The following is a 22,544-nucleotide window of genomic DNA, read 5'->3' on the forward strand; positions in this document are numbered from 1 at the left end:
GTGAAGGTATCAGGCTTTGTACGCCGAGCCCGTCGACACGTGGGCTTTCGGCTGAGCCAGGCAGTGCAGCAGCCACACCCCGTCCGTCTCGATCGGCCACAGCTCGATCAGCCAGTTCTTCGTCGCCTTCGGCTTGAGGCTGTGCTTGCCGATCGTGGTGTGCGAGCACGCCTTCGCGTATTCCGGCCGCTTGATCAGCGGCGCGTCCTCGCTGACCTTCGGTGGCGGCCCGGCCGGTAGCGGAATCGCCAGGAACGTCTCCCAGATGTGCGAGCCGGGACAGAACGCCGACACCGGCGGCGACGCCACCTGGCTGATCGCGGTGAGCCCGTTCCAGCACATCGGAGCGGTCGGGCAGAGCACTTCACCGCACGCCTGGAACCCGGCCGGGACCCTGGCCGTCGCGCTCGCGGAGGCTTTCGGCGCGGCCACCGCAGGCGACTTCGCCTTGTCGCGCTGCAAGGCAATTCCCGTCACGACCGCGGCGGCCACCAGCACGGCCAGGACTCCGGCCAGCACCTTCTTCCGCTCGGGCCGCTTCGTCTCGGACGAAGCCGGCGCGGCCGTCAGCGAAACATGCCGGGCCGCCTCGGCGAACGAGAGCGCGGACGGGAAACGCCTCTCCGGATCGACCGCCAGCGCCCGCTCCACCAGGGCCAGCACGGTCGGCGGCACGGTCACGCCGATCGTTTTCGGGGCCTGCTGGACGCGTTGCAGGGCGACCGCGTACGGGTTGTCGCCGACGAACGGCCGCTCCCCGGCCAGGCACTCGTAGGCGACCAGGCCGAGCGCGTACACATCGCTGCGCCGGTCGACCGGCTGTCCCAGCACCTGCTCCGGCGACAGGTAGCTGGGCGTCCCGAGAATCGCCCCGGAAGCGGTCACCCGGCTGGCGTCCTCGTGCCGGGCGATCCCGAAGTCGGTGATCACCACGCTGCCGTCGCGGCGCAGCAGCATGTTCGCCGGTTTGATGTCGCGGTGCACGATGCCCTGGTCGTGCACCGCTTGCAGGCCCTCGGCGGCCTGCGCCACGATCCGTATGGTCTCGGCCGCGTCGAGCCGCCCGTCGCGCCGCAACCGCTGCGCCAGCGACTCGCCGTCGACGAACTCCATCACCAGGAAGGTGACCCCGTCGGCCCGCACGAAGTCGTGGATCGACGCCACCGCGGGATGGTTGACCCGGGCCATCACGGTCGCCTCGGCGGCGAACCGCCGGACGAAATCCGGGTCGGCGGCGGCTGCGGGCAGCATCGTCTTGACCGCGACGCTGCGCCCGAGGGACTCGTCGACGGCCCGCCAGACCTCGCCCATCCCGCCGGCGCCGAGCCGGTCCTCCAGGCGGTACCGGCCGCCCAGCCGCATCCCGGCCCGCAGGCCCATGTCAGAGTGCACGCGCGCAGCTTAGAGGTCACCGCAGGCCGATACCTATGGGCGGTGGCAGACAATCCAAAATCAAGATCAAAATATTCATATACGCAGGTCCGCCGTGGTGCGGATCGCATGCTCCCGCGCGGGCCGAGGCCGGCGATCTGGCCGCTGGCGCGTCCAAACCAATCGCCGCCCTCTTCACTGTCCGCGGCTGGTTCCGGAGATCAAAACCCGGCTGGCCCCCAGCGCCCTATCCCACTCCCGGATAGGGCGGTGGGGGCCAGCCCGACACCCCCGGCTGGCCCTCAACGCCCTATCCCATGCCCGGATAGGGCCACCAAGGCCAGCCCGACACCCCCCGGCTGGTCCCCAGCGCCCTATCCCATGCCCGGATAGGGCCACCAAGGCCAGCCCGACACCCCCCGGCTGGTCCCCAGCGCCCTATCCCATGCCCGGATAGGGCCACCAAGGCCAGCCCGACACCCCCCCGGCTGGTCCCCAGCGCCCTATCCCATGCCCGGATAGGGCCACCAAGGCCAGCCCGACACCCCCCGGCTGGTCCTCAGCGCCCTATCCCGTGCCCGGATAGGGCCATCAGGGCCAGCCGGACACTCCCCGGCTGGCCCTCAACACCTCGGGCAGACGCGGGATCGGCTTCGCTGCCCGCGGGTGGTCACGGTTGCCCCGCGAAGGCGACCGCTGGCTGTGACTTTGGGTGATGTTTACATCACGGAAAGTCAATGCATAATCGTCGGTATGACGGTGACCTATCGGCGCCCCGGGTCCGGGGACGGTGGTGGCTCAGGTGGCGGCGGGTCGGCTGGCTTCCGCGGCGGTGGCAGTGGCTGGCGCGGGACAACGCGGCCGCCTTCGGGAGGCGGGCCCGGGACGGCTCCCCCGCCCCCGGGAAATCGTCCTCGCCGTGATGATCCTCGCGGGCCGGAACCGACCGGTGGCAGCGGTGGGCCTCCGGCGCCGGGTCACGGCGGTCCACATGAGACTCCTGGCGATCCGCGCGAGCCCCGCGACGGGCCGCGCAGATCTGACGGCGGTCCGCGCGAGCCTGCCAGCAGTCAGCGCAGACCGGACAGCGGTCCGCGGGAGCCCAGCGGCGTCGCGCGGGAGGCCGACGGCGTCGCACGGGAGGCCGACAGCGTCGCACGGGAGGCCGACAGCGTCGCACGGGAGGCCGACAGCGTCGCACGGGAGGCCGACAGCGTCGCGCGGGAGGCCGACGGCGTCGGACGGGAGGCCGACGGGGTCGCGCGGGAGGCCCGCATCGGTCCGGCCGAGGTCCGCGCGGCGCCGGCTCGTCAGCACAGCGAGATGTCGGCGACTGCCGAGGCCGCCCGCACGTGTACGGAGTGCCGGACGCGCGTGCATATCGCCGTCGAGGCCGAGGCGCTGATCGTCACCGCGATCGGGAACACCTGCGAGACCTGTGCTCCGCAGGCCGTGCTCCACGCCGAACACCGGCAGGCGGAGGAGCGGATCACGAACACGGTCCGGGCCTGGTGGGCTACGGACGAGTGGCAGGTGGTGCGGGAGACGCTCACCGACCGGGGTGTGCGGCGAACCGATGTCCTGCGGCCGGACGCGGTGCCGGACCGAGTGCCGACCGAGCAGAGCCCGATCGACGACGAAGTCTGGAAGACCGTGCTCACGCCCCGCCTGGCGGACATCTTCGAGCCGGGGGAATGGCCGGTCATCGCCCCGGTGTGGCAACCCGAGGACTGCCGGATCCTGGACGCGTTCGCCGTGCTGCTGGAGGCGTTCTGGCTGGAGATCGTCGCGGAGACCGACGGCTCGGCCCGCCTGATCGTGCAGCTGACCGGGCTGCCGCCGGTCGTGGCGTTGCTGCTTCCACGGGTGGCGCTCGGATGGGTCGAGTACGACGAGTGGACGGGCCTGCCGGTCGGCGAGATGGTGGCGCTCTACCACGACCTCGGCCCGCATCTCTGCGGGGCGACCGGGCACGGCACCGAGTGCGCGCCGCTGGAACGACTGCGCAGCGACCCCGGGGGTGCGGTGCCGAAGTTGCCGCCCGAGAAGGCCGTGCAGAAGCTGCCGGGCCTGCCGGAACGGTTCGCCCTTCCGGCCGTGAGCGACGCACCGACGCTTGCCGACCTGCTCGGGCCGGAGCCTCATCGGGAACCGGAGCGCGTTCGTCTCCCCGGGGAGACGGACGGTGTGCGGATCCCGCAGGGGGTGGAGCGGATTCCGGAGCCGGCAACGCCTGGTGACCCCACCGTGCCCGAGACCGCAACACCCGACGACACGGCAATCTCCGGCGAGCTTCGGGGTCCCACGGAGCCCGGCCCGCGCCCACCCGACTCGCCGGCCCCGGCCGCTCCCGAGAGCCGGCCGGAGAAGATCCCCGACGGCGACGACCTACCCGGGAGCGGCGGCGGAATCGGCGGTCCAGGCGGAGGCGGCAGTGCCGGCGGAGGCGGCGGAGGCGGCGCAGGCGGAGGCGGCGGAGGCGGAGGCGGAGGCGGCGGCGGCGGTCATGGTGCCGCGGCGACCGTAACCAGCGGCGGCATCTTCACGAGCCCGCGACCGTCACCAGGCGGCTCCCTGCCCAGCGGACCCTCCATCTTCGGTCACGCATGACCGGCGGCCTCGCCCCCACTCAGGGCCAGAAGCAAGCGGAACGACAACTCTCCTACGTGGAGCGCCTGTACGACGGAGCCGTCCGGGTCGTCCGGACGCACCCCCGCGCGGAGGCCACCGACTGGCTCCGGATCGACCTGGAACTCGCCTGCGACGTGCCACCGGAGTGGACGCCGCTGACCGACCTGGAGCCGACCGAGGCGGTGCAGATCCTCGTCCCGCCCGACTATCCCTTCCACCTGCCGGACGCCGCCGTCGAGCACGACCGGTTCGCCGGACTGCCGCACGTGCTCTGGAGCCAGAGCATCTGCCTGTACCTGTCCCCCAACGACTGGGATCCGGGCCAGGGCATGCAGGGTTTCGTCGAGCGGCTGGTCGACTGGTTCCGGCACGTGGCGGAAGGCACCCTCACCTCGGGTGACGTCGTGCCGGAACCGCCGCTGACCGGCCCCTCCCCGGTGCCCGACGTGGTCCTGGTGCGCGGCGAACTCCCGGCGGCCCTGGAGGCGAACCCGGAGCCGTGGACCGCCTGGGCCGCCGTCGAGATGGCCGGTGACCAGCGCTGGGAGGTACGCCAATGGCTCGACGCCGACGCCGCACGGACGTTGACGGGTCCGGCGTTCCTGGCGCTCGTTCTGGGGCTGCCCGAGCCGGCCGGTTTCCGGTTCCCCCGCCGGCTCGGTGATCTGCTGGAGGGGTTCGACCGGCAGCGCGTCGATCTCGCCGAGTTGTTTCGCCTGTTCCAGCAAACCATGGCGGCGAACCTGCGCCGGTTTCCGCCGGATGCGGAGACCGGCACCGGCCCACCGATGCTGGTCTTCGTGGTGACCCCGGCACCGCCCGGATCGGCCGCGCCCTCCCGGGTCGCGTATCTGGCGGCCTGGATAGTGGACATCTCGGGCCTCGCCGACGGCACCGCGACCGCGCACGACCCCGTGTTCTGGCTGCGGGTGCTGGACCAGCGGCCCCGCTTCACCACCCGGCGGGACGTACGCCGGCCGGCGTCGTGGCTGCGCGAGCGGCGGGTGCTGCTCCTGGGCTGCGGTGGGCTCGGCGCGCCGATCGCCGAGTACTGCGCGCGGGCGGGCGTGGCCGAGCTGCACCTGGTCGACGACGGGGTGGTGATGCCCGGGATTCTGGTGCGCCAGCCGTACGCGGACGCGGATTTCGGCCGGCCCAAAGTGTTCGCGCTCGCCGAGCGGCTGGCCGAGATCCGCTCGGGCACGAAGTTCGACGCGACGTACGGTGACGCGATCTCGTACCTGCGGGCCGGCCCCGGCCCCGATCTGGACCTGATCATCGACGCCACGGCCGCGCGTGCCGTCGCGGTCGCCCTGGAGCGCTTCCGGTGGGAGGACGACCGGCCACACCCGCCGTTGCTGTCGGTGATGGTCGGGCACGACTCGGCCCGCGGGGTCGCGACCCTGGCGATGCCCGGCGCGGGCGGGGCCGGGTCGGACATCCTGCGCAGGCTCGCGGTGGAGGCGGCCGACGACGACAGCCTGCTCGACGTGCTCGACGACTTCTACCCGGATCTGCCCCGGACCGCTTTGTTCCAGCCGGAGCCGGGCTGCTCGGACCCGACCTACGTGGGATCGGCCGCGGATCTGGCCGCATTCTCGGCGTGGTTGCTCAACGACGCGCTGACGATCCTCGGCGGGGAGCGGCACCCGGCCGAGCCACGGCGGTGGGCGACGGTCCTGCGAGCGCCGTCGCCCGGCCGGACCGGTCCGGCCGCGGATCGCCGGCACTGGCCGGAGGACGTGGTCACGGTCGACGCGGTGCACGGCTATCAGGTGCGGATGGAGCCGTCCGCGTACGCCGAGGTGCGCAACGAGGTGATCCGGATGGCCGGCCGCCGCGGCCCGCGTGTGGAGACCGGTGGCCTGCTGCTGGGGCAGATCGACCATGCGAGCCGGGTGGTGTGGGTGACCGAGGCCCGTGGCCTGCCGGCCGGCAGCGACGCCTTCGCCGGACTGCTCCGGCTGGATCCGAGGGCGGCGCGGGCGGCGGTCGAGGAGCGCCGGCGGCTGACCCGGAATCTGGTCTCCTTCATCGGCGCCTGGCACACCCATCCGCGGAACTCTGCCGCGCCGAGCCCGATCGATCTGGACGCGATGCGGGAGATGACCGACGACACCCGTGCCCCGGCCCTGCTGATGATCTTCGGCGGCGAGGATCCGGCCCGGTGGCGCGCGTGGATCGGCGGGCGCGGACGACCCGAGTGGTGCACCGCCCTGTTCCTGCCCTTCGAGGAGGCTGCCGCGTGACCCTCGACCCGGAGGACATCGAGAGGTGGTCGGAACCACCCGGCGAGTTCATGCGCTCGTGGACCGACGAGGTGCTGCACGACGCGCTGCGCCGGTCCCGGCTGCTGCGCGAGCGCGGCTACGTGTTCGGCTCCGGTTCGTCCGGCCGGCCGCCGGCGGAGAAGGAGTTCGAGGTCTTCCGGCAGGGCTCGTACGCGAACGGCACCACCATCAGCGGCGCGAGCGACGTGGACCTGGTGATCCAGCTGAAGGTCCCGTTCGAGGAGAACGTGGTGGCCCTCACCAGACCGGAGCTCCAGAACTTCGATGACCGGTACGCGGACACGCTGCTGACCTGGGAGGTGTTCCGCCGCGACGTGCTGGCCGGGATCTCCGAGCGGTACTGGGTGGACCCGGGCAACAAGTGCTTCGCCATCTCGGACTGGGACTCACTGGTCCGGGTGCCGGCGGACATCCTGCCCGCCATGGAGTTCCGGCTCTACGAGGCGTTCCCGGTGCCCGGCGTGGAGATCTACGAGGAGGGCGTTTTCTTCCGCGACAAGTTCGGCCACCCGATCGTCAACTTTCCGAAGCAGCACCTGCGCAACGGCACCATCAAGAACCGCTGGACCGGCGGCCGGTTCAAGGAGATGGTCCGGGTCGTCAAGCACGCGTGCCGGCGGGCGGTCGAGCGGGACGGGCTGGATCCGGAGAACGTAGCGCCGTCGTACTTCATCGAATGTCTGCTGTACAACGTGCCGGACGACGAGTACCGCACCAGCCGGCCGGAGGCGTTCGCCAACGTCGTGCGCTGGCTGAACCGGTGGCCCGCCGAGAACCGGGACGACTTCGAGCGGCAGCTGTGCCAGAACGAACTGGTGCCGATGTTCGGCACCGGCCCGGATCACTGGGAAACCGGGCCGGCCGAAAAGTTCATCGACACACTGAACAAACTGTGACCGCGGACGGTCAGTGGTGGAAGCTGCCGGCCGTGGCGCCGTCGTGTTGCGGTGCGTGCTGTTTCTCCAGGCGGGGCAGCTGGCGTTTCAGGTCGTCGATCAGCATGTCGGCGAGGTCGTGGGTGAAGCCGCGCCGGACCACGACCCGCAGCGCCGACAGGTCCTCCCGGTTCTTCGGGAAGCGGTACGCCGGCACCTGCCAGCCCCGCTCGCGCAGCGCGCCGGAGACGTCGAAGACGGTGAAGTTGTCGATCCGCGGGTCCACCTGGAACGCCAGCACCGGCAGCTCGTCACCGCGGGTGAGCAGCTGGAACGGGCCCAGCTCGGCGATCCGGTCGGCGAGCCGGGTGGCCACCTCGCGGGAGTACGCCTGCACCCGCCGGTATCCGGCGTGCCCGAGCCGCAGGAAGTTGTAGTACTGCGCGACCACCTGCGCCCCGGGCCGGGAGAAGTTCAGTGCGAACGTCGGCATGTCGTCGCCGAGGTAGTTCACCCAGAAGATCAGCTCCTCGGGAAGCGCCTCGGGGTCGCGCCAGACCACCCAGCCGACGCCCGGGTAGACCAGGCCGTACTTGTGCCCGGAGGCGTTGATCGAGGCGACCCGGGGCAGCCGGAAGTCCCACACCAGGTCCGGGTCGACGAACGGCGCCACGAACGCCCCGGACGCCCCGTCGACGTGTACCGGCACGTCGATCCCGGTCCGCTGCTGGTACTCGTCGAGCGCCCGGCAGATCTCCTCGACCGGCTCGTACGACCCATCGAAGGTCGAGCCGAGCACCGCCACCACCCCGATGGTGTTCTCGTCGCAGTGCCGGACCGCCTCCTCGGCGGACAGGTGCAGGCGGTCACCCTCCATCGGCACCAGCCGCATCTCCACGTCCCAGTACGCCGCGAACTTCTCCCAGCACACCTGGACGTTGATCCCCATCACCAGGTTCGGCCGGTCGGCCGGGGCCCCCGCGGCCCGGCGGCGTTTCTGCCAGCGGCGCTTGAGCGCGAGCCCGGCCAGCATCGCGGCCTCGCTCGACCCGGTGGTCGAGCACCCGGTCGCCTGCGTCGCGTCGGGCGCGTTCCACAGCTTGCTGAGAATGCTCACGCAGCGCATCTCCAGCTCGGCGGTCTGCGGGTACTCGTCCTTGTCGATCATGTTCTTGTCGGCGCACTCGGCCATCAGCCGGTCCGCCTGCGGGTCCATCCAGGTGGTGACGAAGGTCGCCACGTTGAGCCGCGCGTTCCCGTCCAGCATCAGCTCGTCGTGGATGATCTGGTAGGCCGCCTCCGGCGGCACCTCGTCCTCCGGCAGCGTGTGCCGTGGGATGACCAGCCCCTCGATGCCGAACCGGGGATCCAGCGCCAGCGCGTCCCGCCCGGCCCGATGGTTGCTCGGATGCTTCAACATGTCTCGCTCCTCACCGTTCCGCGCCGAGGGTCAGCTTGGTGCTGGCCTTCTGGCCGCCACGGGTGTAATCGACCGTGATGACGTCGCCCGGGTTCTTGGTCAGCGTGACGGCGGCCAGGTCGGTGGTGCTGTTCACCGGGTTGCCGTCGATGGCCGTGATGATGTCGCCTGCCTGCAGGCCCGCCTTGGCCGCCGGCCCGCCGGGCACGACCGAGCGCAGGTAGACCCCGCCGCTCGGCACGGTCACCACGCTGACCCCGAAGTACGCGTGGGTCACCGTCCCGGTCTCGATGATCTCGTCGGAGATCGACTTGGCCAGGTCGACCGGGATGGCGAAGCCCAGTCCGATGTCGCCGGCGCTGCCGCCGCCCGCCTCGGAGCTCGGGATCGTGGCGCCGGCCGACGGCACTCCGATCAGCTCGGAGGCGCAGTTGACCAGCGCGCCGCCGCTGTTGCCGGGGTTGATCGCGGCGTCGGTCTGCACGGCCGAGACGAGCAGCGCCATCTCACCGTTGTCGCCGGGCACCTGGATCGTACGGTCGAGCGCGCTGACGATGCCCGAGGTGACCGTGCCGGACAGGCCCAGCGGCGCGCCGAGCGCCACGACCGGCTGGCCGACCTCCACGTCCGACGACTTGCCGAACGGGATGACCTGCAGGTTGCTCTGCCCCTCGACCTTGATGACCGCCAGGTCCGCCTTCGGGTCCCGGCCGGTGATCGTCGCCGGGACCGAGCTGCCGTCGTTGAACAGCACGGACACCTTGCCACCGTCGGCGGCCAGCGAGATCACGTGGTTGTTCGTGAGGATGTACCCCTCCTTGCGGATCACCTCGCCGGACCCGGTGCCGCCGGTGTTGCCCTTGCTGGCACTGATCGTCACCACCGAGGGAAGCGTCTTCTCCGCCACCTGGGTGGCCTCGCAGGTGGCGGCCGCCTGCTGGGCCGGCGCCCCGGCCCGGGGGCCACCGGCGTCCGACTTGTTCGCGTTGACGACGACTCCGCCGATCACCGCGCCCAGGACGGCCGCGACGGCCATGCCGACCCAGATCCGCCAGCCTCCACCCCGTCTACCGTGCTCACTCGTGCTGTCCGTCATCCGTCCAGCAAAAGGCACGGACGGTGACCTTCACATCACCCTCAAAGAACGATGTGCGTCCGGCCCGCGCCCGCGACGTTGGAGGGTATGGCAGTTGAGGCAGCGAAGACCGAGGCGCCGGCCCGCTCCGGCCTGGTGCTCACCGCATTGATCGTGGTCGCCGCGGTCGCCAACCTGAACCTGTCGGTGGCGAACGTCGCCCTTCCCTCGATCGGCCGAGCGTTCGACTCGTCGCAGACCACCCTGGACCTGATCGCGGTCGGCTACTCGCTCGGCCTCGCCGCGTCGGTGCTCTACCTGGGCGCCCTGGGCGACCGGTACGGGCGCAAGCTGATGCTCTTGCTGGGCATGGGGTTGTCGATACCCGCGTGTCTGCTCGCCGCGTACGCGCCGTCGGACGCGGTGCTGTTCGGCGCCCGGGTGCTCGGTGGGATCTCGGCCGGGCTGGCCTACCCGACGACGCTGGCGCTGATCACCGCGCTCTGGGCGGGCGCCGGGCGTACGAAAGCAATTGCCCTGTGGTCGGCGATCGGCGGCGGCGTCGCCGCGCTGGGCCCGCTCGTGGCCGGCGCGCTGTTGCAGAGCTTCTGGTGGGGCTCGGTCTTCCTGATCACGCTGCCGCTCGCGGTGCTCGCCCTGCTGCTGGCGTTCTCCCTGGTGCCGGGCGGGGTGAACGAGACCACCGAGCCGGTCGACAACCTCGGCGGCGTGCTCTCCGTCGTGCTGGTCGGCTCGCTGATCCTGTCGATCAACTTCGCGCCGGTGCCGGACAAGGGGACGCTCACGCTGGTGCTGGCCGGGGTCGCCCTGGTCGCGCTGGTCTGCTTCGTGCTGCGGCAGCGAGTGGCCGCGAACCCGCTGTACGACCTGCACGTGGCCGCACGGCGGATCTTCTGGGTGGCGGCCTGCGCCGGTGTGATCGTCTTCGGGTCGCTGATGGGCTCGGCGTTCGTCAGCCAGCAGTATTTGCAGAACGTGCTGGGCTACTCCACCTTCGAGGCGGGCGCCGCGTTCCTGCCCGCGGTCGTCCTGATGGTCCTGGTCGCGCCGCGGTCGGCGAAGCTGGTGGAGACCCGGGGCGCGCGGTTCACCCTGCTCGTCGGGTACGTGTTCCTGCTGCTCGCGTTCGGCTGGATGCTGGTGTTCTGGACCGACGGCAGCGCGTACTGGCAGATCGGTCTCGCCTACGCCTTCATCGGGGTCGGCGTGGGCTTCGCCGGGACGCCGGCCTCGCACTCGCTCACCGGCTCGGTGCCGGTGCGGCGGGCCGGGATGGCCTCCGGCACCGCGGACCTCCAGCGCGACCTGGGCGGCGCGATCCTTCAGTCGGTGTTCGGCGCGCTGCTGACCGCCGGGTACGCGTCGGCGTTCTCCGCGGCGATCAGCACGCAGGACCCGTCGGCGTCCTCGGCCATCCGGAACATGCTGACCAAGTCGTTCTCCAGCGCCGCCGACGCCGCCCAGCAGTATCCGCAGCATGCCTCCCAGATCACCGCCGCCGCCAAGCAGTCGTTCCTGGACGGCGCGGACTGGGCGTACACCGCGGGGATCATCGCCATCGCGGCCGGCGTCCTTCTCGTCTTCTTCCTGTTCCCGCGCCGAGAGCGGGAACAGCAGCTCCTCAACGGCTACCGCATGGAGGACTCCTGATGGCCGACCAGCAGCACGCCGACGTGATCGTGATCGGAACCGGGGCCGGCGGCGGGACCCTGGCCCACAAGATGGCCGGGACCGGCAAGCAGGTCCTGATCCTGGAGCGCGGTGGTTACCTGCCTCGCGAGCGGGACAACTGGGAATCGACCGCCGTCTTCGTCAAGGGCAAGTACCGGGCGCCCGAGTTCTGGCTCGACGCCAAGGGTGACGAGTTCCCGCCCGAGGTCAACTACTACGTCGGCGGGAACACCAAGTTCTACGGCGCGGCGCTGTTCCGGCTGCGCCCGGAGGACTTCGGCGAGCTGCGCCACCACGGCGGCGTCTCCCCGGCGTGGCCGATCACCTACGCCGACCTGGAACCTTGGTACAGCGAGGCCGAGCACCTGTACGGCGTGCACGGGCTGCACGGCGAGGACCCGACCGAGGGTACGGCGAGCCGGCAGTACCCGTACCCGCCGGTGCAGCACGAGCCGCGCATCCAGGAGCTCAGCGACAACCTGGAGAAGCTCGGCCGGCACCCGTTCCACCTGCCGATCGGGGTGAACCTGAGGCAGGACGCGATCGGCCGGCCCACCCACGACAGCGCCTGCATCCGCTGCGACCGGGTGGACGGCTTCCCGTGCCTGGTCGACGCGAAGTCCGACGCCCAGGTGCGGTGCGTGGATCCGGCGCTGCGGCACGACAACGTCCGGATGGTCACCGCGCTCGGCGAACGACGCGCACCCGGACGGCCTGGCCAACGGCTCCGGCCAGGTGGGCCGCAACTACATGCGGCACAACAACCTGGCCCTGATGGCGGTCTCCCGCGAGCCCAACCCGACCCGCTTCCAGAAGACGCTCGCGGTGCACGACTGGTACCTCGCCTCGGACGACTGGGAGTTCCCGATGGGCGGCATCCAGATGCTCGGCAAGTCCGACGCCGAACAGATCCGCGCCAACGCGCCGCGGATGGCCGGCCGGCTCTCCCCGGAGATGCCCTTCGAGGTGCTCGCGCACCACGCGGTCGACTTCTGGCTGTGCGGCGAGGACCTGCCGCTGCCCACCAACCGGGTCACCCTGGAGCCCGACGGGCAGATCCGGCTCACCCTGGACGAGAAGAACAACACCGAAGGCGTCAAGCGGCTGCGGCACCAGTTGCAGGGCATGCTCGGCGACCTCGGGATGCACCCGCACCGGCTCCTCGACCACAGCATCTACCTGCACAAGGGGATGCCGATCGGGGCGACCGCGCACCAGGCCGGGACGGTGCGGTTCGGCACCGACCCGGCAAGTTCGGTGCTGGACGCCGACTGCAAGGCGCACGAGGTGGACAACCTCTACGTGGTCGACACCAGCTTCTTCCCGAGCATCGGCGCGGTGAACCCGTCACTGACCGCGATGGCCAACGCCCTTCGGGTCGGTGACCACCTGGCCGAGCGACTTCGCTGACTCCTCGTGCAACTCCCCGCGCTGGTCCAGCCAGAACAGCAGGACCAGCGCGGGGATCACCAGCACCAGCGCCGCCACGAACCAGATCAGCAGCCAGTGCAGGGTGGCCGCCGGGGCGGCGCCGGCGCTGACCGTGAGGGAGAACGGCAGCAGGTAGGGGTACTGCGCCACCGCCCAGGCCCAGACCAGCGCGGCGACGCCGGCCGCGGAGACCAGCCGCAGCCGCCACACCCGGGTCCCGTTGGCGAGCAGGAAGGACGCGGTCAGCGCGAGCACGCTGACGATCAGCAGCGGCCAGCCACGGCTGAGCAGCCGGTCGTACATCTGCTTCTCGTCGGCGCGCAGCGCGATCGCGGCGGCGACACCCAGCAGGGCGCCCAGTCCACCGGCCAGGTAGGCCCTGGTGCGGAAGTATCCGATCAGGTCCGGCATCCCGGTGCGGTGTGCCTCGGCGAGGAGGTAGACCGCCGACACGTACGCGCCGATCGCCACCGTCAGCACTCCGACCAGGAGCGCGGTGGGGGTGACCCAGCCGCCGGTCGGCACCCGTCCGGTGACCACCGCGCCGACCGCCGTGCCCAGCCAGAACGGCGTGAGGAACGACCCCACCCCGAACACCCAGCCGGCCAGGTGCCGTACCCGGGCCCGGGCCGCGTCCTTGCTCATCGCGAACCCGGCGGCCCGCAGCACGATCCCGAGGAGCGCGAACGCCAGCGGGACGAAGAGGGTCGTCATGATCGACGCGAACGCGCTCCCGAACGCCGTCCAGCAGAGCACCAGCAGGTAGATCAGCCAGACGTGGTTGGCCTCCCAGACCGGGGTGATCGCGTTGTCGATCAGGGAGCGGGGCCGCCGCCCGCGGTCGCGCCCACCGGCCGTGAGGTCCCAGATCCCGGCGCCGTGGTCGGCCAGCCCGGTGCACGCGTAGAGCGTGATGGCCAGCACCATCACAGCCGCTACGGCCGTCGCGGCGCTCATCGCGCCACCTCTGCTTCGCTCGCCAGCTCGCTCATCGCAGGACCTCCGGGCGCGGGCCGTAGACGGCGTCCTCGTCCTCGGTCCGGTCACTGGCCCGCCACCGCCGGGACATGGCGCGCAGCACGCCGATCGTGCCCGCGGCGAGGGACAGATAAAGCAGCAGGATGACGGTGAAACTGATCCAGAGCGTGCCCGCCGCCGTGTCGGTGACCGCGTCCTCGGTACGCATGATGTTGTAGACGATCCACGGCTGGCGCCCCACCTCGGTGACGATCCAGCCGCACTCCACGGCAATGTAGGTGAGCACGCCGGCGCTCGCCGCGAACCACAGGAAGACCCGGTTGCCGGGCACGTCCCGTTTCCGCCAGTACGCGACACCGAACCAGAACGCCAGCAGGAGCAGGACGGTGCCGATGCCCGCCATGGTGTCGAACGCCCAGTGCACGATGGTGACGTTCGACGGCTTGGCGTCCGGGTACTGGTCGAGTCCCGGCACGTACGTGTCGACGCTGTTGCCGGCGAGCAGCGAGTCCAGTCCGGGGATCGAGATGCCGCCCCGGACCGTGTTGGTGGCACTGTCGTAGATCCCGTACAGCACCTCGGGCTGGTCGGTACCGGAGGTCGTGACCACCTCCATGGCCGCGAACTTCGCCGGCTGGTCCTCGAAGACCGCCACCGCGGCCAGGTCGCCGACCACGAACTGGATCGGGGTGAGCACGGCGCCGATGGTGAGCGGGATCAGGATGCCGAGCCGGTGATAGCGATCCCGCCGGCCGCGCAGCCACCCGACCACGTAGATCGAGGCGAGCGTGAACGCGGCCGCCATGTAGGCGGCGAGGACGAAGTGCAGCAGCTCGTACCAGAGCGCGTCGTTGAAGATCGCCGAGAGCGGGTCGACCGCGGTGATCTCGCCGTTGGGGCCGAGCTCGAATCCGGCCGGCTGGTTCATCCAGGCGTTCGCCGAGATGATCGAGAAAGCACCGGCCAGCGCCACGAACGGGATCGGCAGGCCCAGCCAGAAGTGCGTCCACGGCCGCATCCGCCGCCACCCGAAGATGTAGACGGCGACCAGGATCGCCTCCAGGAAGAACCCCAGACCCTCGATCGCGAACGGCAGCCCGAACACCTCGCCGAAGCGTCCGGTGAGCCCCGGCCAGAGCAGGCCCATCTCGAACGAGAGCACGGTTCCCGAGGCCGCGCCCACGGCGAACAGCAGGCCGGCGGCGTGCGACCAGCGCCGGGCCAGCCGCAGCGCCACCGAGTCGTTGCGCCGCAGGCCCTTGTAGTTGGCGATCAGCATCATCGTCGGCAGGGCGACCCCGAACGGCACGAAGACGATGTGGAAGATGAGCGTGAACGCCATCTGCTCGCGGGCGGGGAGCAGCTGGGCAGGCACTGCCAGGACAGGTGGATTCACCCTTTCCACAATGGGCAGCCGTCCCCGGCACAGCCATCGTCCATAACGGATGAGGCCCGCCTTCATCCGATTCGGAGGGTGTCACACCCCCTGTTCGCCGCCGACGATGAGCCTGGAATGCCCACCCGTGGAAGGAGCCATGGATGGCACGGGTCCTCATCGTCGGCGCCGGGTTCGCCGGAGTGGCGTGCGCGCGACGGCTCGCGGACGAACCACGCGCCCAAGTCACGATCATCGATCGGAACGGCTACCACCAGTTCCAGCCGCTGCTCTACCAGATCGCCACCGCCGAGCTGGCTCCCAAGGACATCCGGTTCGACCTGGAGACGATGTTCGCCCGGCACGCCAACGTGCAGACCCGCACCGGCGATGTCGTCGCGATCGACCCGGAACGCTCCTCGGTGACTCTCGCCGACGACACCACGGTCGAGGGCGACGTGATCGTTCTCGGCGCCGGGGCGCAGCCCAACTTCTTCCACACGCCCGGCGCCGAGCAGTTCACGCTGCCGCTGTACAGCCTGGCCGACGCCGAACGGGTCCGCGGCCGGCTGCTGGAGCTGTTCCGCGACGTCGCGGCCAAGCCGGAGCTGGCCGACGACGGCGCGCTCACCTTCGTGGTGGTCGGCGGCGGGCCGACCGGCGTCGAGACGGCCGGCGCGCTCGCCGAGCTGGTCCACGACGTGATGCCGCACGTCTATCCGCACCTGGCCATCGCCGGCGCCCGGGTGATCCTGATCGACCTCGGGCACACCGTGCTCACCGCGTTCTCCGACGAGGCGCACGGGTACGCCGTGCAGCAGCTGCAACGGCGCGGGGTCGAGCTGCGGCTCGGCGTCTCGGTCAAGGGGGTGACCGCGGACCGGGTCACGCTCAGCGACGGCACGACGATCAAGACCCAGCTCGTCGTCTGGGGCGGCGGCCAGATGGCGGCGCCCGTGGCGTTCCGGTCCGGACTGCCGCAGGGGCACGGCGGGCGCATCGACGTGGACCCGGACCTGAGCGTCCCCGGCTTCCCCAAGGTCTACGCCCTCGGCGACGTGGCGAACATCCCGATCGGCGACGACACCGTCCTGCCGCAGCTCGGCAGCGTCGCGCAGCAGTCCGGCGACTGGGCGGCCGGCAACATCATCGCCGACATCGAGGGGACCGGCCGGCGGCCGTTCCACTACCGGGACAAGGGAATCATGGCGATGATCGGCCGCAAGGCCGCCGTCGCCGAGATCGGGCCGCACCGCCACGAGCTCAAGGGCCGGTTCGCGTTCGCCGCCTGGCTCGGCGTGCACGCCCAGCTGCTGGCCAACGCCGGCGCCGAGATGCGTGCCTTCGCCTCCTGGCTCGACGACTTCTATCTGCGGCCGGCGCACCGCTCGGCCGAGCTCCTCGACCCCGCCACGCTCGACGAACCGCGTATCCGCAGGGAGGAACACCATGGCAGCGACGACCGCGCCCGCTGACGTCCTGATCATCTTCGGTATCACCGGCGACCTCGCCAAGGTGATGACCTTCCGCTCGCTGTACCGGCTCGAACTGCGCGGCCTGCTCGACTGCCCGATCGTCGGCGTGGCCGTCGACCAGTGGACGCAGGACGACCTGGTCACACACGCCCGCGCGGCGATCGAGGGCACCGGCGAGAAGATCGAGGAGGACGCGTTCCAGCGGCTGGCCGCCCGGATGAGCTACCTCAGCGGCGACTTCGGTGACGCGGCCACCTACCAGCGGGTGGCCGGCGCCGTCGGCAGCGCCCGGACCCCGGTCTTCTATCTGGAGATCCCGCCGTTCCTGTTCGGCCGGGTGATCAGCGGCCTCGCGGACGCCGACCTGGTCCGCGACGGCCGGGTCGTGGTGGAGAAGCCGTTCGGGCACGACACGGAGTCCGCGGTCGCGCTGGCCACCGAGCTGCACCGGTACGTCGACGAGTCGCAGCTGTACCGGATCGACCACTTCCTGGGCAAGATGGGGCTGGAGGAGCTGATCTACTTCCGGTTCGCCAACTCGCTGCTGGAGCCGGTCTGGAACCGGAGCTACGTCGAGTCCGTCGAGATCACGATGGCCGAGAGCTTCGGCGTCGAGGACCGCGGGCACTTCTACGACCCGGTCGGCGCGCTCCGCGACGTGGTGGTCAACCACCTGATGCAGGTGGTGGCGGCGGGCGCGATGGAGTCCCCGGCCGGGCAGAACCCGGACAGCCTCAAGAACAGCCAGCTGGCGCTCTGGCGCGCGGTGGCCACGACGGATCCGGCGCACTACGCCCGTGGGCAGTACCAGGGGTATCGCGACATTCCCGGGGTGGCCGCCGACTCGACGACCGAGACGTACGCGGCGCTGCGGCTGGAGATCGACAACTGGCGGTGGTCGGGGGTGCCGTTCTTCATCCGGACCGGCAAGCGGATGCCGGTCACCCAGACCGAGTTCCGCCTGATCTTCAAGCGGCCGCCCAAGCTCGGCCTGCGGGTGCCCGGCATGGCACACCGTCCGGAGCCGGACGAGCTCGTGCTCAAGCTCGACCCGACCACCGGACTGCGACTGCACATGCAGGCACACCGGTCCGACGCGCCGGGACCGGAGCTGGTCACCCTCGACATGGAGTTCGCACAGGAGGGCGGGGAGGGGCCGACGCCGTACGAGGTGCTGCTGCACGCGGCGCTGATCGGCAACAGCACCCGCTTCCAGCGCCAGGACGGCGTCGAGGAGACCTGGCGGATCATGCAGCCGCTGATCGACAACCCGCCCCCGGTTGAGACGTACACCCCGGGCACCTGGGGTCCGCCCGGCGCCGACCGGCTGATCGCCGAATACGGCGGCTGGCACGGCCCGTGGGTGGCGTCGTGACGGCTCAGTGCCGGAAGGCCCGGGCCAGCCGCCGCACCGCCTCGTCCATCAGGTCAGGCGGCGCGGCGGCGTAGGTCAGCCGCAGGTGCGCGGCGGGCGGCTCGGCCGCGAACCAGGGCCGTCCGGGGAAGACGACGACGCCCTCGGCCGCGGCCGCCGTGGCCAGGCCGGTGTCGTCGGTGCCGTCCGGCAGGCGCGCCCAGAGGTGCAGCCCACCGCGCGGGATCACCGGCGGCACCAGGTCGGGCAGGTGCCGGTGCAGCGCGGTGAGCAGCGCGTCCCGGCGCACCTTCAGGTCGCGCCGCAGGGCACGCAGGTGCCGGCCCCAGGCCGGGCCGGTGACGAACTCGAGGGCGGCCTGCTGCAACGGCCCGGCCACGAAGAAGTCGTCGAGCAGCCGGGCGGCCCGCAGCCGGGAGCCGGCCGGACCGCGCGCCCCGATCGCGGCGATCCGCAGGCCGGGGGCCGCCGACTTGGTCAGCGAGCGCAGGTAGACCACGTGCCCGTCGGGGTCGCCGGCGGCCAGCGGCGGCGGGACGTCCGCGTCGATGACGAGGTCACGCGCGTAGTCGTCCTCGATGAGGAACGCGCCGTTGGCACGGACCGCGGCCATCACCGCGGCCCGCCGGTGCTCGGCCAGGCTCGCCCCGGTCGGGTTGGCGAACAGCGGCTGGCAGTAGAACAGCCGCGCCCCGGTCCGGGCGAAGGCCGCCGCCAGCTGGTCCGGCAGCACCCCGTCCCGGTCGGCCGGCACCGGCACCACGTGCAGGCCGCTGGCCCGGGCGGCGGCGAGCGCGCCCAGGTAGGTCGGCGACTCGACGAGCAGGGTGTCGCCGGGCGCGGCGAGCGCCCGCAGCGCGGACGACAGGGCGGCCTGCCCGCCCGGGCAGATCACCAGGTCGCGGGCGCGCAGCCCGCCGCCGGCCGCGCGGGCGAACCAGTCCCGCAGGTCCTCCCGGCCCTCGGCCGGGCCGCGCTGCCAGGCGGCCGGCTGCCGGGCGACCCGGGCCAGGGCGGCGCCGAGCGCGGCGGCCGGTTGCAGGTCGGCGTCGAGGTAGCCGCCGGTGAGCGGGATGGCGCCCGCCGGGGGTAACGCCAGTAACGCCTGCATCTCGCTCTCGCCGAACCGGCGCGGGCCGAGCGCGACCGTCTGCCAGGACAGGTCGGGCGCGTGCGGCGGCTCCGGCCGGGCGGCCACGAACGTGCCCCTGCCGGGTCGCGCCTCGACCAGGCCCTGAGCCACCAGGTGGCGGATCGCCTCGCTGACCGTGACCGGCGAGGCCTGGTGCGCCACGGTCAGCTCGCGCACCGAGGGCAGCCGTGTGCCGGGTGACGAGTCCCGCACCCGAGCGCGTAGATCTTGGATAACACGCTGGGCTGCGTTACTGTCATTCATGAGAGAACAGAGTAGCGCTACTGCCCGCAGCACGGTAACAGCGGGCCTCACCCTCGGCGCCCTGGGCGTGCTGGCGTTCAGCCTGTCGCTGCCGATGACCCGGGTGGCCGTGCGCGATCTCGACCCGTGGTTCGTGGCGTTCGGCCGGGCGGTCGGCGCGGCCCTGCTCGCCGTGCTCTACCTGCGGGCGACCGGAGCCCCGCGGCCCGCCCGGGACCAGTGGCGGCGCCTCGCGGTTGTCGCGCTCGGCGTCGTCGTCGGCTTCCCGCTGTTCACGTCGCTGGCGCTGACCAGCCAGACCTCGTCGCACGGCGCGGTCGTGGTCACCGTGCTGCCGGCGCTGACCGCGGTGTTCGCCGCGCTGCGCGCCCACGAGCGGCCGCCACTGACGTTCTGGCTGGCCAGCGGCGGCGGCCTGATCGCCGTGCTGACCTTCCTGATCACCACCGGGGCCGTGCACGGCGGGCTGAGCCTGGCCGACCTCTATCTGCTGGCCGCCGTGGTGCTGTGCGCGCTGGGCTACGCCGAGGGCGGGGCGCTGGCCCGGGACCTCGGTGGGGCGCGGACGATCTGCTGGGCGCTGGTCGTCGCGCTGCCGGTCACCCTGCCGATCGCCGTGCTGTCCGGCCCGTCGCACGCCGCCGGGGTCAGCTGGGCGGCGTTCGGCTACCTAACGACGGTCTCGATGTTCCTCGGGTTCTTCGCCTGGTACGCCGGACTGGCCAAGGGCGGGATCGCCCGGGTCGGGCAGATCCAGCTCGCCCAGCCGGTGCTGACCCTGCTCTGGTCAGCCCTGCTGCTGGGCGAGCCGGTGACACCCGCGTCGCTCGGCGCCGCGGTCGTGGTGCTGGGCTGCGTGGTGCTGACCCAGCGGGCGCGTCAGGGACGGCGGGTCAGCTTCCACCACAGCGAGGGCTCGCTCGTGGCGGCGTCGGCGCGCAGCGGAACGCGTACCCCGGCTGCCTGAACCTCGCCCACCTGCTGCCCGGCGGTGACCAGCGAACCCGGCTTCGTGGTCGTGGTCTTGACCTTGACCGCGAGGCCGGGCCAGCCGACCACCTTGAGCGCCGAGGCCGGGGTCACGGTGACCGACGAGCCCCAGGCGGTCTGCACCGAACCGAGCGGCTTCGCGGCCACCAGCGGGTACTCCTTGACCGACTTGCCGACCGCCGTGAGCAGCTTGCGGACCACCTTGTTGACCGCGGCGAGCTGCTCCGGCGTGTTCGCGCCGGGCTGGTTGAAGACCGCGCCGACGATCACCAGATCGCGGGAGGCGACCTTGAGCCGGGCGGCGAACAGCAGGTTGCCCCCGGCCTGGTCGGTCGAGCCGGTCTTGATCCCGAAGACGCCGTCCTCGCCGAGCAGGTCGTTGTAGTTCTTGATGGTGCCCTCGACCGGGATCTCCGCGCTGGGCAGCTCGACGATCTCGGCGAACGCGTCGATCTTCAGCGCCGCCTGGCCCAGCTTCACCTGGTCCGCGGCGGTGCTGATCGTGGTGGGCAGGAAGCCGCTCGGGTCGGTGTATTCCGTTTCGGTCATGCCGAGGTCGTCGGCGGCGTCGTTCATCTTCTCCAGGAAGCCCTCGACGTTGCCGGCGTCCCACTCGGCGAGCATGTGCGCGACGTTGTTCGCCGACGGCAGCATCAGCGCCTCCAGCGCGTCCCGCTCCGTCAGCTTCTCCCCCACGGCCACCCTGACCTGCGACTGCCCGGTCAGCGTCCGCTGGTTGTAATCGGCGACGTCGGCCGCGTCGACGGTCATCGAGGGGCCCTCCTCGTCACCGTCGAGCGGATGGTTCTTGAGGATGACGTAAGCGGTCATCACCTTGGCGACGCTGCCGATCGGCTCGGCCTTGTCGCCGCCCGACCCGCCCAGCCGGCCCATCCCCTCGATCATCAACTCGGCGGAGCCGGTGCTCGGCCACGGGATCTTGGGGGCACTGCCGGGGATCTTGATGGTGGTGGCGATCTCCGTGGTCAGGGTGGCGTTCGGCAGGTCGCGGGTGAGCTGCACCGCGGCGCCCGCGCCGACCAGCGCGACCAGGAAGAACACCACGACCAGGAGGATGGCGACGCGCCGCTTGCCGCTTCCGGCCTTTTTCGGTACGTCCTGAGCGCTCTGATAGGTCTGCGGGCTGGTGGGCGCGCTCTGGTACGTCGAGCCGGCGGCCGGCGCGGGCCTCGGGTTGTTGGGCGGCGCTGGCACCGGGTTGCCGGGCGGAGCGGGACGCGGGTCGCTGGGCGGAGCGGGACGCGGGTTGCCGAGCGGAGCGGGACGCGGGTTGCTGGGCGGCGCGGGCACCGAGGCTCGGCCCGGCTGCGGTGGGACGGGCGGCTGCTGGCTGGGGCGGGGTGGCTGCTCGGGCACGAAGAAGGGTGAAGTCTGCGGCTGGCGTGCCGCTGCATCGTATGGCGACGCCGGCGCCTGGGGTGCCGGAACCGACGCTCTGCCCGGCGCGGCCGGCGGTGCCGGAACCGACGCCCGCCCTGGACCGGCCGCGGGCGCGGGGGCCGATGCCCGTCCCGGCGCCGGCGCTGTGGGCTGGTCCGGGGCGATCGTCTCGGTCCGAGCCTCCGCCGGACTCGCCCCGATCATCTGCGCCGGGACCGCGGCCCGGCCGGGCGCGCCGGCCTGCGGGACAGGGGTCTGCGCAGGCGACACCGGAACGGCAGCTCGACCAGGCGCGCTGGGCTGCGGAAATTCCGTGGCCTGCGCGGGCACCGCGGCACGACCGGGCGAGCCGGCCTGCGGGATCGAAGTCTCCGCAGGCGACACCGGAACGGCGGCACGACCAGGCGCACTGGGCGGCGGAAATTCCGCGGTCTGCGCGGGCACCGCGGCACGACCGGGCGCGCCGGCCTGCGGGATCGAAGTCTCCGCAGGCGACACCGGAACGGCGGCACGACCAGGCGCACTGGGCGGCGGGAATTCCGCGGTCTGCGCGGGCACCGCGGCACGACCGGGCGCGCCGGCCTGCGGGGCCGGGCTCTCAGCGGGCGGTGCCGGCACGGCGGCCCGGCCGGGTGCGCTGGACTGCGGGGCCGGGCTTTCCGCCGGCGATGGCGGGACTGCGGCGCGGCCCGGTGTGCTCGGCTGCGGGGCGGGGCTGAAGTTGACGGTGATGCCGGCGGGGCGTGGGGATGGGACCCGCGCCGAGCC

The 22,544-nt window shown here is 71.9% G+C and carries 16 protein-coding genes; 8 read left to right on the plus strand and 8 right to left on the minus strand.

Annotated features, from left to right (window positions below):
• Nucleotides 1–9: 9 nt before the first annotated feature.
• Nucleotides 10–1,392, minus strand: coding sequence for a serine/threonine-protein kinase (locus Aiant_RS03500; RefSeq protein WP_189330912.1), 1,383 nt, complete (start codon nucleotides 1,390–1,392; stop codon nucleotides 10–12).
• A 1,353-nt stretch (nucleotides 1,393–2,745) separates the two neighbouring features.
• Here Aiant_RS03500 and Aiant_RS03505 point away from each other — a divergent pair.
• Genes Aiant_RS03505 through Aiant_RS03515 form a run of 3 tightly spaced genes read left to right on the plus strand, consistent with a single transcriptional unit; the run spans nucleotide 2,746 to nucleotide 7,189 of the window.
• Entirely contained in the window at nucleotides 2,746–3,981 is a 1,236-nt protein-coding gene (locus Aiant_RS03505) for a hypothetical protein (protein WP_189331294.1), read from the plus strand.
• On the plus strand, nucleotides 3,978–6,251 hold the full coding sequence (locus Aiant_RS03510; RefSeq protein ID WP_189330913.1) for a ThiF family adenylyltransferase: 2,274 nt from the start codon (nucleotides 3,978–3,980) through the stop codon (nucleotides 6,249–6,251). Before Aiant_RS03505 ends, Aiant_RS03510 begins: the two co-directional genes overlap by 4 nt.
• Nucleotides 6,248–7,189 (plus strand): nucleotidyltransferase-like protein, encoded by a 942-nt coding sequence (locus Aiant_RS03515; RefSeq protein ID WP_189330914.1) that lies wholly within the window; start codon nucleotides 6,248–6,250, stop codon nucleotides 7,187–7,189. Before Aiant_RS03510 ends, Aiant_RS03515 begins: the two co-directional genes overlap by 4 nt.
• Before the next feature lie 10 nt (nucleotides 7,190–7,199).
• Here the strand turns inward: Aiant_RS03515 and gad are convergent, their stop codons facing one another.
• Nucleotides 7,200–8,588, minus strand: coding sequence for a glutamate decarboxylase (gene gad, locus Aiant_RS03520; protein WP_189330915.1), 1,389 nt, complete (start codon nucleotides 8,586–8,588; stop codon nucleotides 7,200–7,202).
• Nucleotides 8,589–8,598: 10 nt separating this feature from the next.
• Nucleotides 8,599–9,684 carry a S1C family serine protease gene (locus tag Aiant_RS03525; protein ID WP_229830051.1) on the minus strand — a complete coding sequence of 362 codons (1,086 nt, stop codon included), beginning with the start codon at nucleotides 9,682–9,684 and terminating at the stop codon, nucleotides 8,599–8,601.
• Between the two features lie 87 nt (nucleotides 9,685–9,771).
• On the opposite strand from Aiant_RS03525, the gene Aiant_RS03530 reads away from it, so the two are divergent.
• Nucleotides 9,772–11,334, plus strand: coding sequence for an MFS transporter (locus Aiant_RS03530; protein WP_189330916.1), 1,563 nt, complete (start codon nucleotides 9,772–9,774; stop codon nucleotides 11,332–11,334).
• Here Aiant_RS03530 and Aiant_RS45390 read toward each other — a convergent pair.
• Nucleotides 11,313–12,017, minus strand: coding sequence for a hypothetical protein (locus Aiant_RS45390; RefSeq protein WP_229830052.1), 705 nt, complete (start codon nucleotides 12,015–12,017; stop codon nucleotides 11,313–11,315). The two genes, Aiant_RS03530 and Aiant_RS45390, sit on opposite strands and share 22 nt — an antisense overlap.
• A gap of 88 nt (nucleotides 12,018–12,105) precedes the next feature.
• Between Aiant_RS45390 and Aiant_RS45395 the strand changes: the two genes are divergently transcribed.
• Nucleotides 12,106–12,765 carry a GMC family oxidoreductase gene (locus tag Aiant_RS45395; RefSeq protein ID WP_245006642.1) on the plus strand — a complete coding sequence of 220 codons (660 nt, stop codon included), beginning with the start codon at nucleotides 12,106–12,108 and terminating at the stop codon, nucleotides 12,763–12,765.
• On the opposite strand, the gene Aiant_RS03540 is transcribed toward Aiant_RS45395, so the two are convergent.
• Nucleotides 12,703–13,743, minus strand: coding sequence for a cytochrome d ubiquinol oxidase subunit II (locus Aiant_RS03540; protein WP_189330917.1), 1,041 nt, complete (start codon nucleotides 13,741–13,743; stop codon nucleotides 12,703–12,705). The two genes, Aiant_RS45395 and Aiant_RS03540, sit on opposite strands and share 63 nt — an antisense overlap.
• Nucleotides 13,744–13,774: 31 nt before the next feature.
• Complete coding sequence (locus tag Aiant_RS03545) at nucleotides 13,775–15,160, minus strand: cytochrome ubiquinol oxidase subunit I (protein WP_229830054.1); 1,386 nt, start codon at nucleotides 15,158–15,160, stop codon at nucleotides 13,775–13,777.
• A 143-nt stretch (nucleotides 15,161–15,303) separates the two neighbouring features.
• Between Aiant_RS03545 and Aiant_RS03550 the strand changes: the two genes are divergently transcribed.
• Together Aiant_RS03550 and zwf are read left to right on the plus strand one after the other, a co-directional pair.
• Complete coding sequence (locus Aiant_RS03550) at nucleotides 15,304–16,614, plus strand: NAD(P)/FAD-dependent oxidoreductase (protein ID WP_189330918.1); 1,311 nt, start codon at nucleotides 15,304–15,306, stop codon at nucleotides 16,612–16,614.
• Entirely contained in the window at nucleotides 16,589–17,989 is a 1,401-nt protein-coding gene (zwf, locus tag Aiant_RS03555; protein WP_189330919.1) for a glucose-6-phosphate dehydrogenase, read from the plus strand. The genes Aiant_RS03550 and zwf overlap by 26 nt, the downstream gene beginning before the upstream one ends.
• 4 nt (nucleotides 17,990–17,993) lie before the next feature.
• On the opposite strand, the gene Aiant_RS03560 is transcribed toward zwf, so the two are convergent.
• Entirely contained in the window at nucleotides 17,994–19,385 is a 1,392-nt protein-coding gene (locus Aiant_RS03560; protein ID WP_189330920.1) for an aminotransferase-like domain-containing protein, read from the minus strand.
• Between Aiant_RS03560 and Aiant_RS03565 the strand changes: the two genes are divergently transcribed.
• Nucleotides 19,384–20,352 carry a DMT family transporter gene (locus Aiant_RS03565; RefSeq protein ID WP_189330921.1) on the plus strand — a complete coding sequence of 323 codons (969 nt, stop codon included), beginning with the start codon at nucleotides 19,384–19,386 and terminating at the stop codon, nucleotides 20,350–20,352. The genes Aiant_RS03560 and Aiant_RS03565 overlap by 2 nt on opposite strands.
• On the opposite strand, the gene Aiant_RS03570 is transcribed toward Aiant_RS03565, so the two are convergent.
• On the minus strand, nucleotides 20,265–21,686 hold the full coding sequence (locus tag Aiant_RS03570) for a D-alanyl-D-alanine carboxypeptidase family protein (RefSeq protein WP_229830055.1): 1,422 nt from the start codon (nucleotides 21,684–21,686) through the stop codon (nucleotides 20,265–20,267). The genes Aiant_RS03565 and Aiant_RS03570 overlap by 88 nt on opposite strands.
• Nucleotides 21,687–22,544 lie beyond the last annotated feature (858 nt).

The sequence above is a fragment of the Actinoplanes ianthinogenes genome (assembly GCF_018324205.1).
GTDB classification, from domain to species: Bacteria; Actinomycetota; Actinomycetes; order Mycobacteriales; family Micromonosporaceae; genus Actinoplanes; species Actinoplanes ianthinogenes.

What these genes read in the sequence shown, in the direction of transcription:
- Aiant_RS03540 (WP_189330917.1), bottom strand. Translation starts at nt 13,743, where the DNA reads ATGAGCGCCGCGACGGCCGTAGCGGCTGTGATGGTGCTGGCCATCACG.
- Aiant_RS03525 (WP_229830051.1), bottom strand. Translation starts at nt 9,684, where the DNA reads ATGACGGACAGCACGAGTGAGCACGGTAGACGGGGTGGAGGCTGGCGG.
- Aiant_RS03560 (WP_189330920.1), bottom strand. Translation starts at nt 19,385, where the DNA reads ATGAATGACAGTAACGCAGCCCAGCGTGTTATCCAAGATCTACGCGCT.
- Aiant_RS45395 (WP_245006642.1), top strand. Translation starts at nt 12,106, where the DNA reads ATGCGGCACAACAACCTGGCCCTGATGGCGGTCTCCCGCGAGCCCAAC.
- Aiant_RS03530 (WP_189330916.1), top strand. Translation starts at nt 9,772, where the DNA reads ATGGCAGTTGAGGCAGCGAAGACCGAGGCGCCGGCCCGCTCCGGCCTG.
- Aiant_RS03510 (WP_189330913.1), top strand. Translation starts at nt 3,978, where the DNA reads ATGACCGGCGGCCTCGCCCCCACTCAGGGCCAGAAGCAAGCGGAACGA.
- zwf (WP_189330919.1), top strand. Translation starts at nt 16,589, where the DNA reads ATGGCAGCGACGACCGCGCCCGCTGACGTCCTGATCATCTTCGGTATC.
- gad (WP_189330915.1), bottom strand. Translation starts at nt 8,588, where the DNA reads ATGTTGAAGCATCCGAGCAACCATCGGGCCGGGCGGGACGCGCTGGCG.
- Aiant_RS03550 (WP_189330918.1), top strand. Translation starts at nt 15,304, where the DNA reads ATGGCACGGGTCCTCATCGTCGGCGCCGGGTTCGCCGGAGTGGCGTGC.
- Aiant_RS03565 (WP_189330921.1), top strand. Translation starts at nt 19,384, where the DNA reads ATGAGAGAACAGAGTAGCGCTACTGCCCGCAGCACGGTAACAGCGGGC.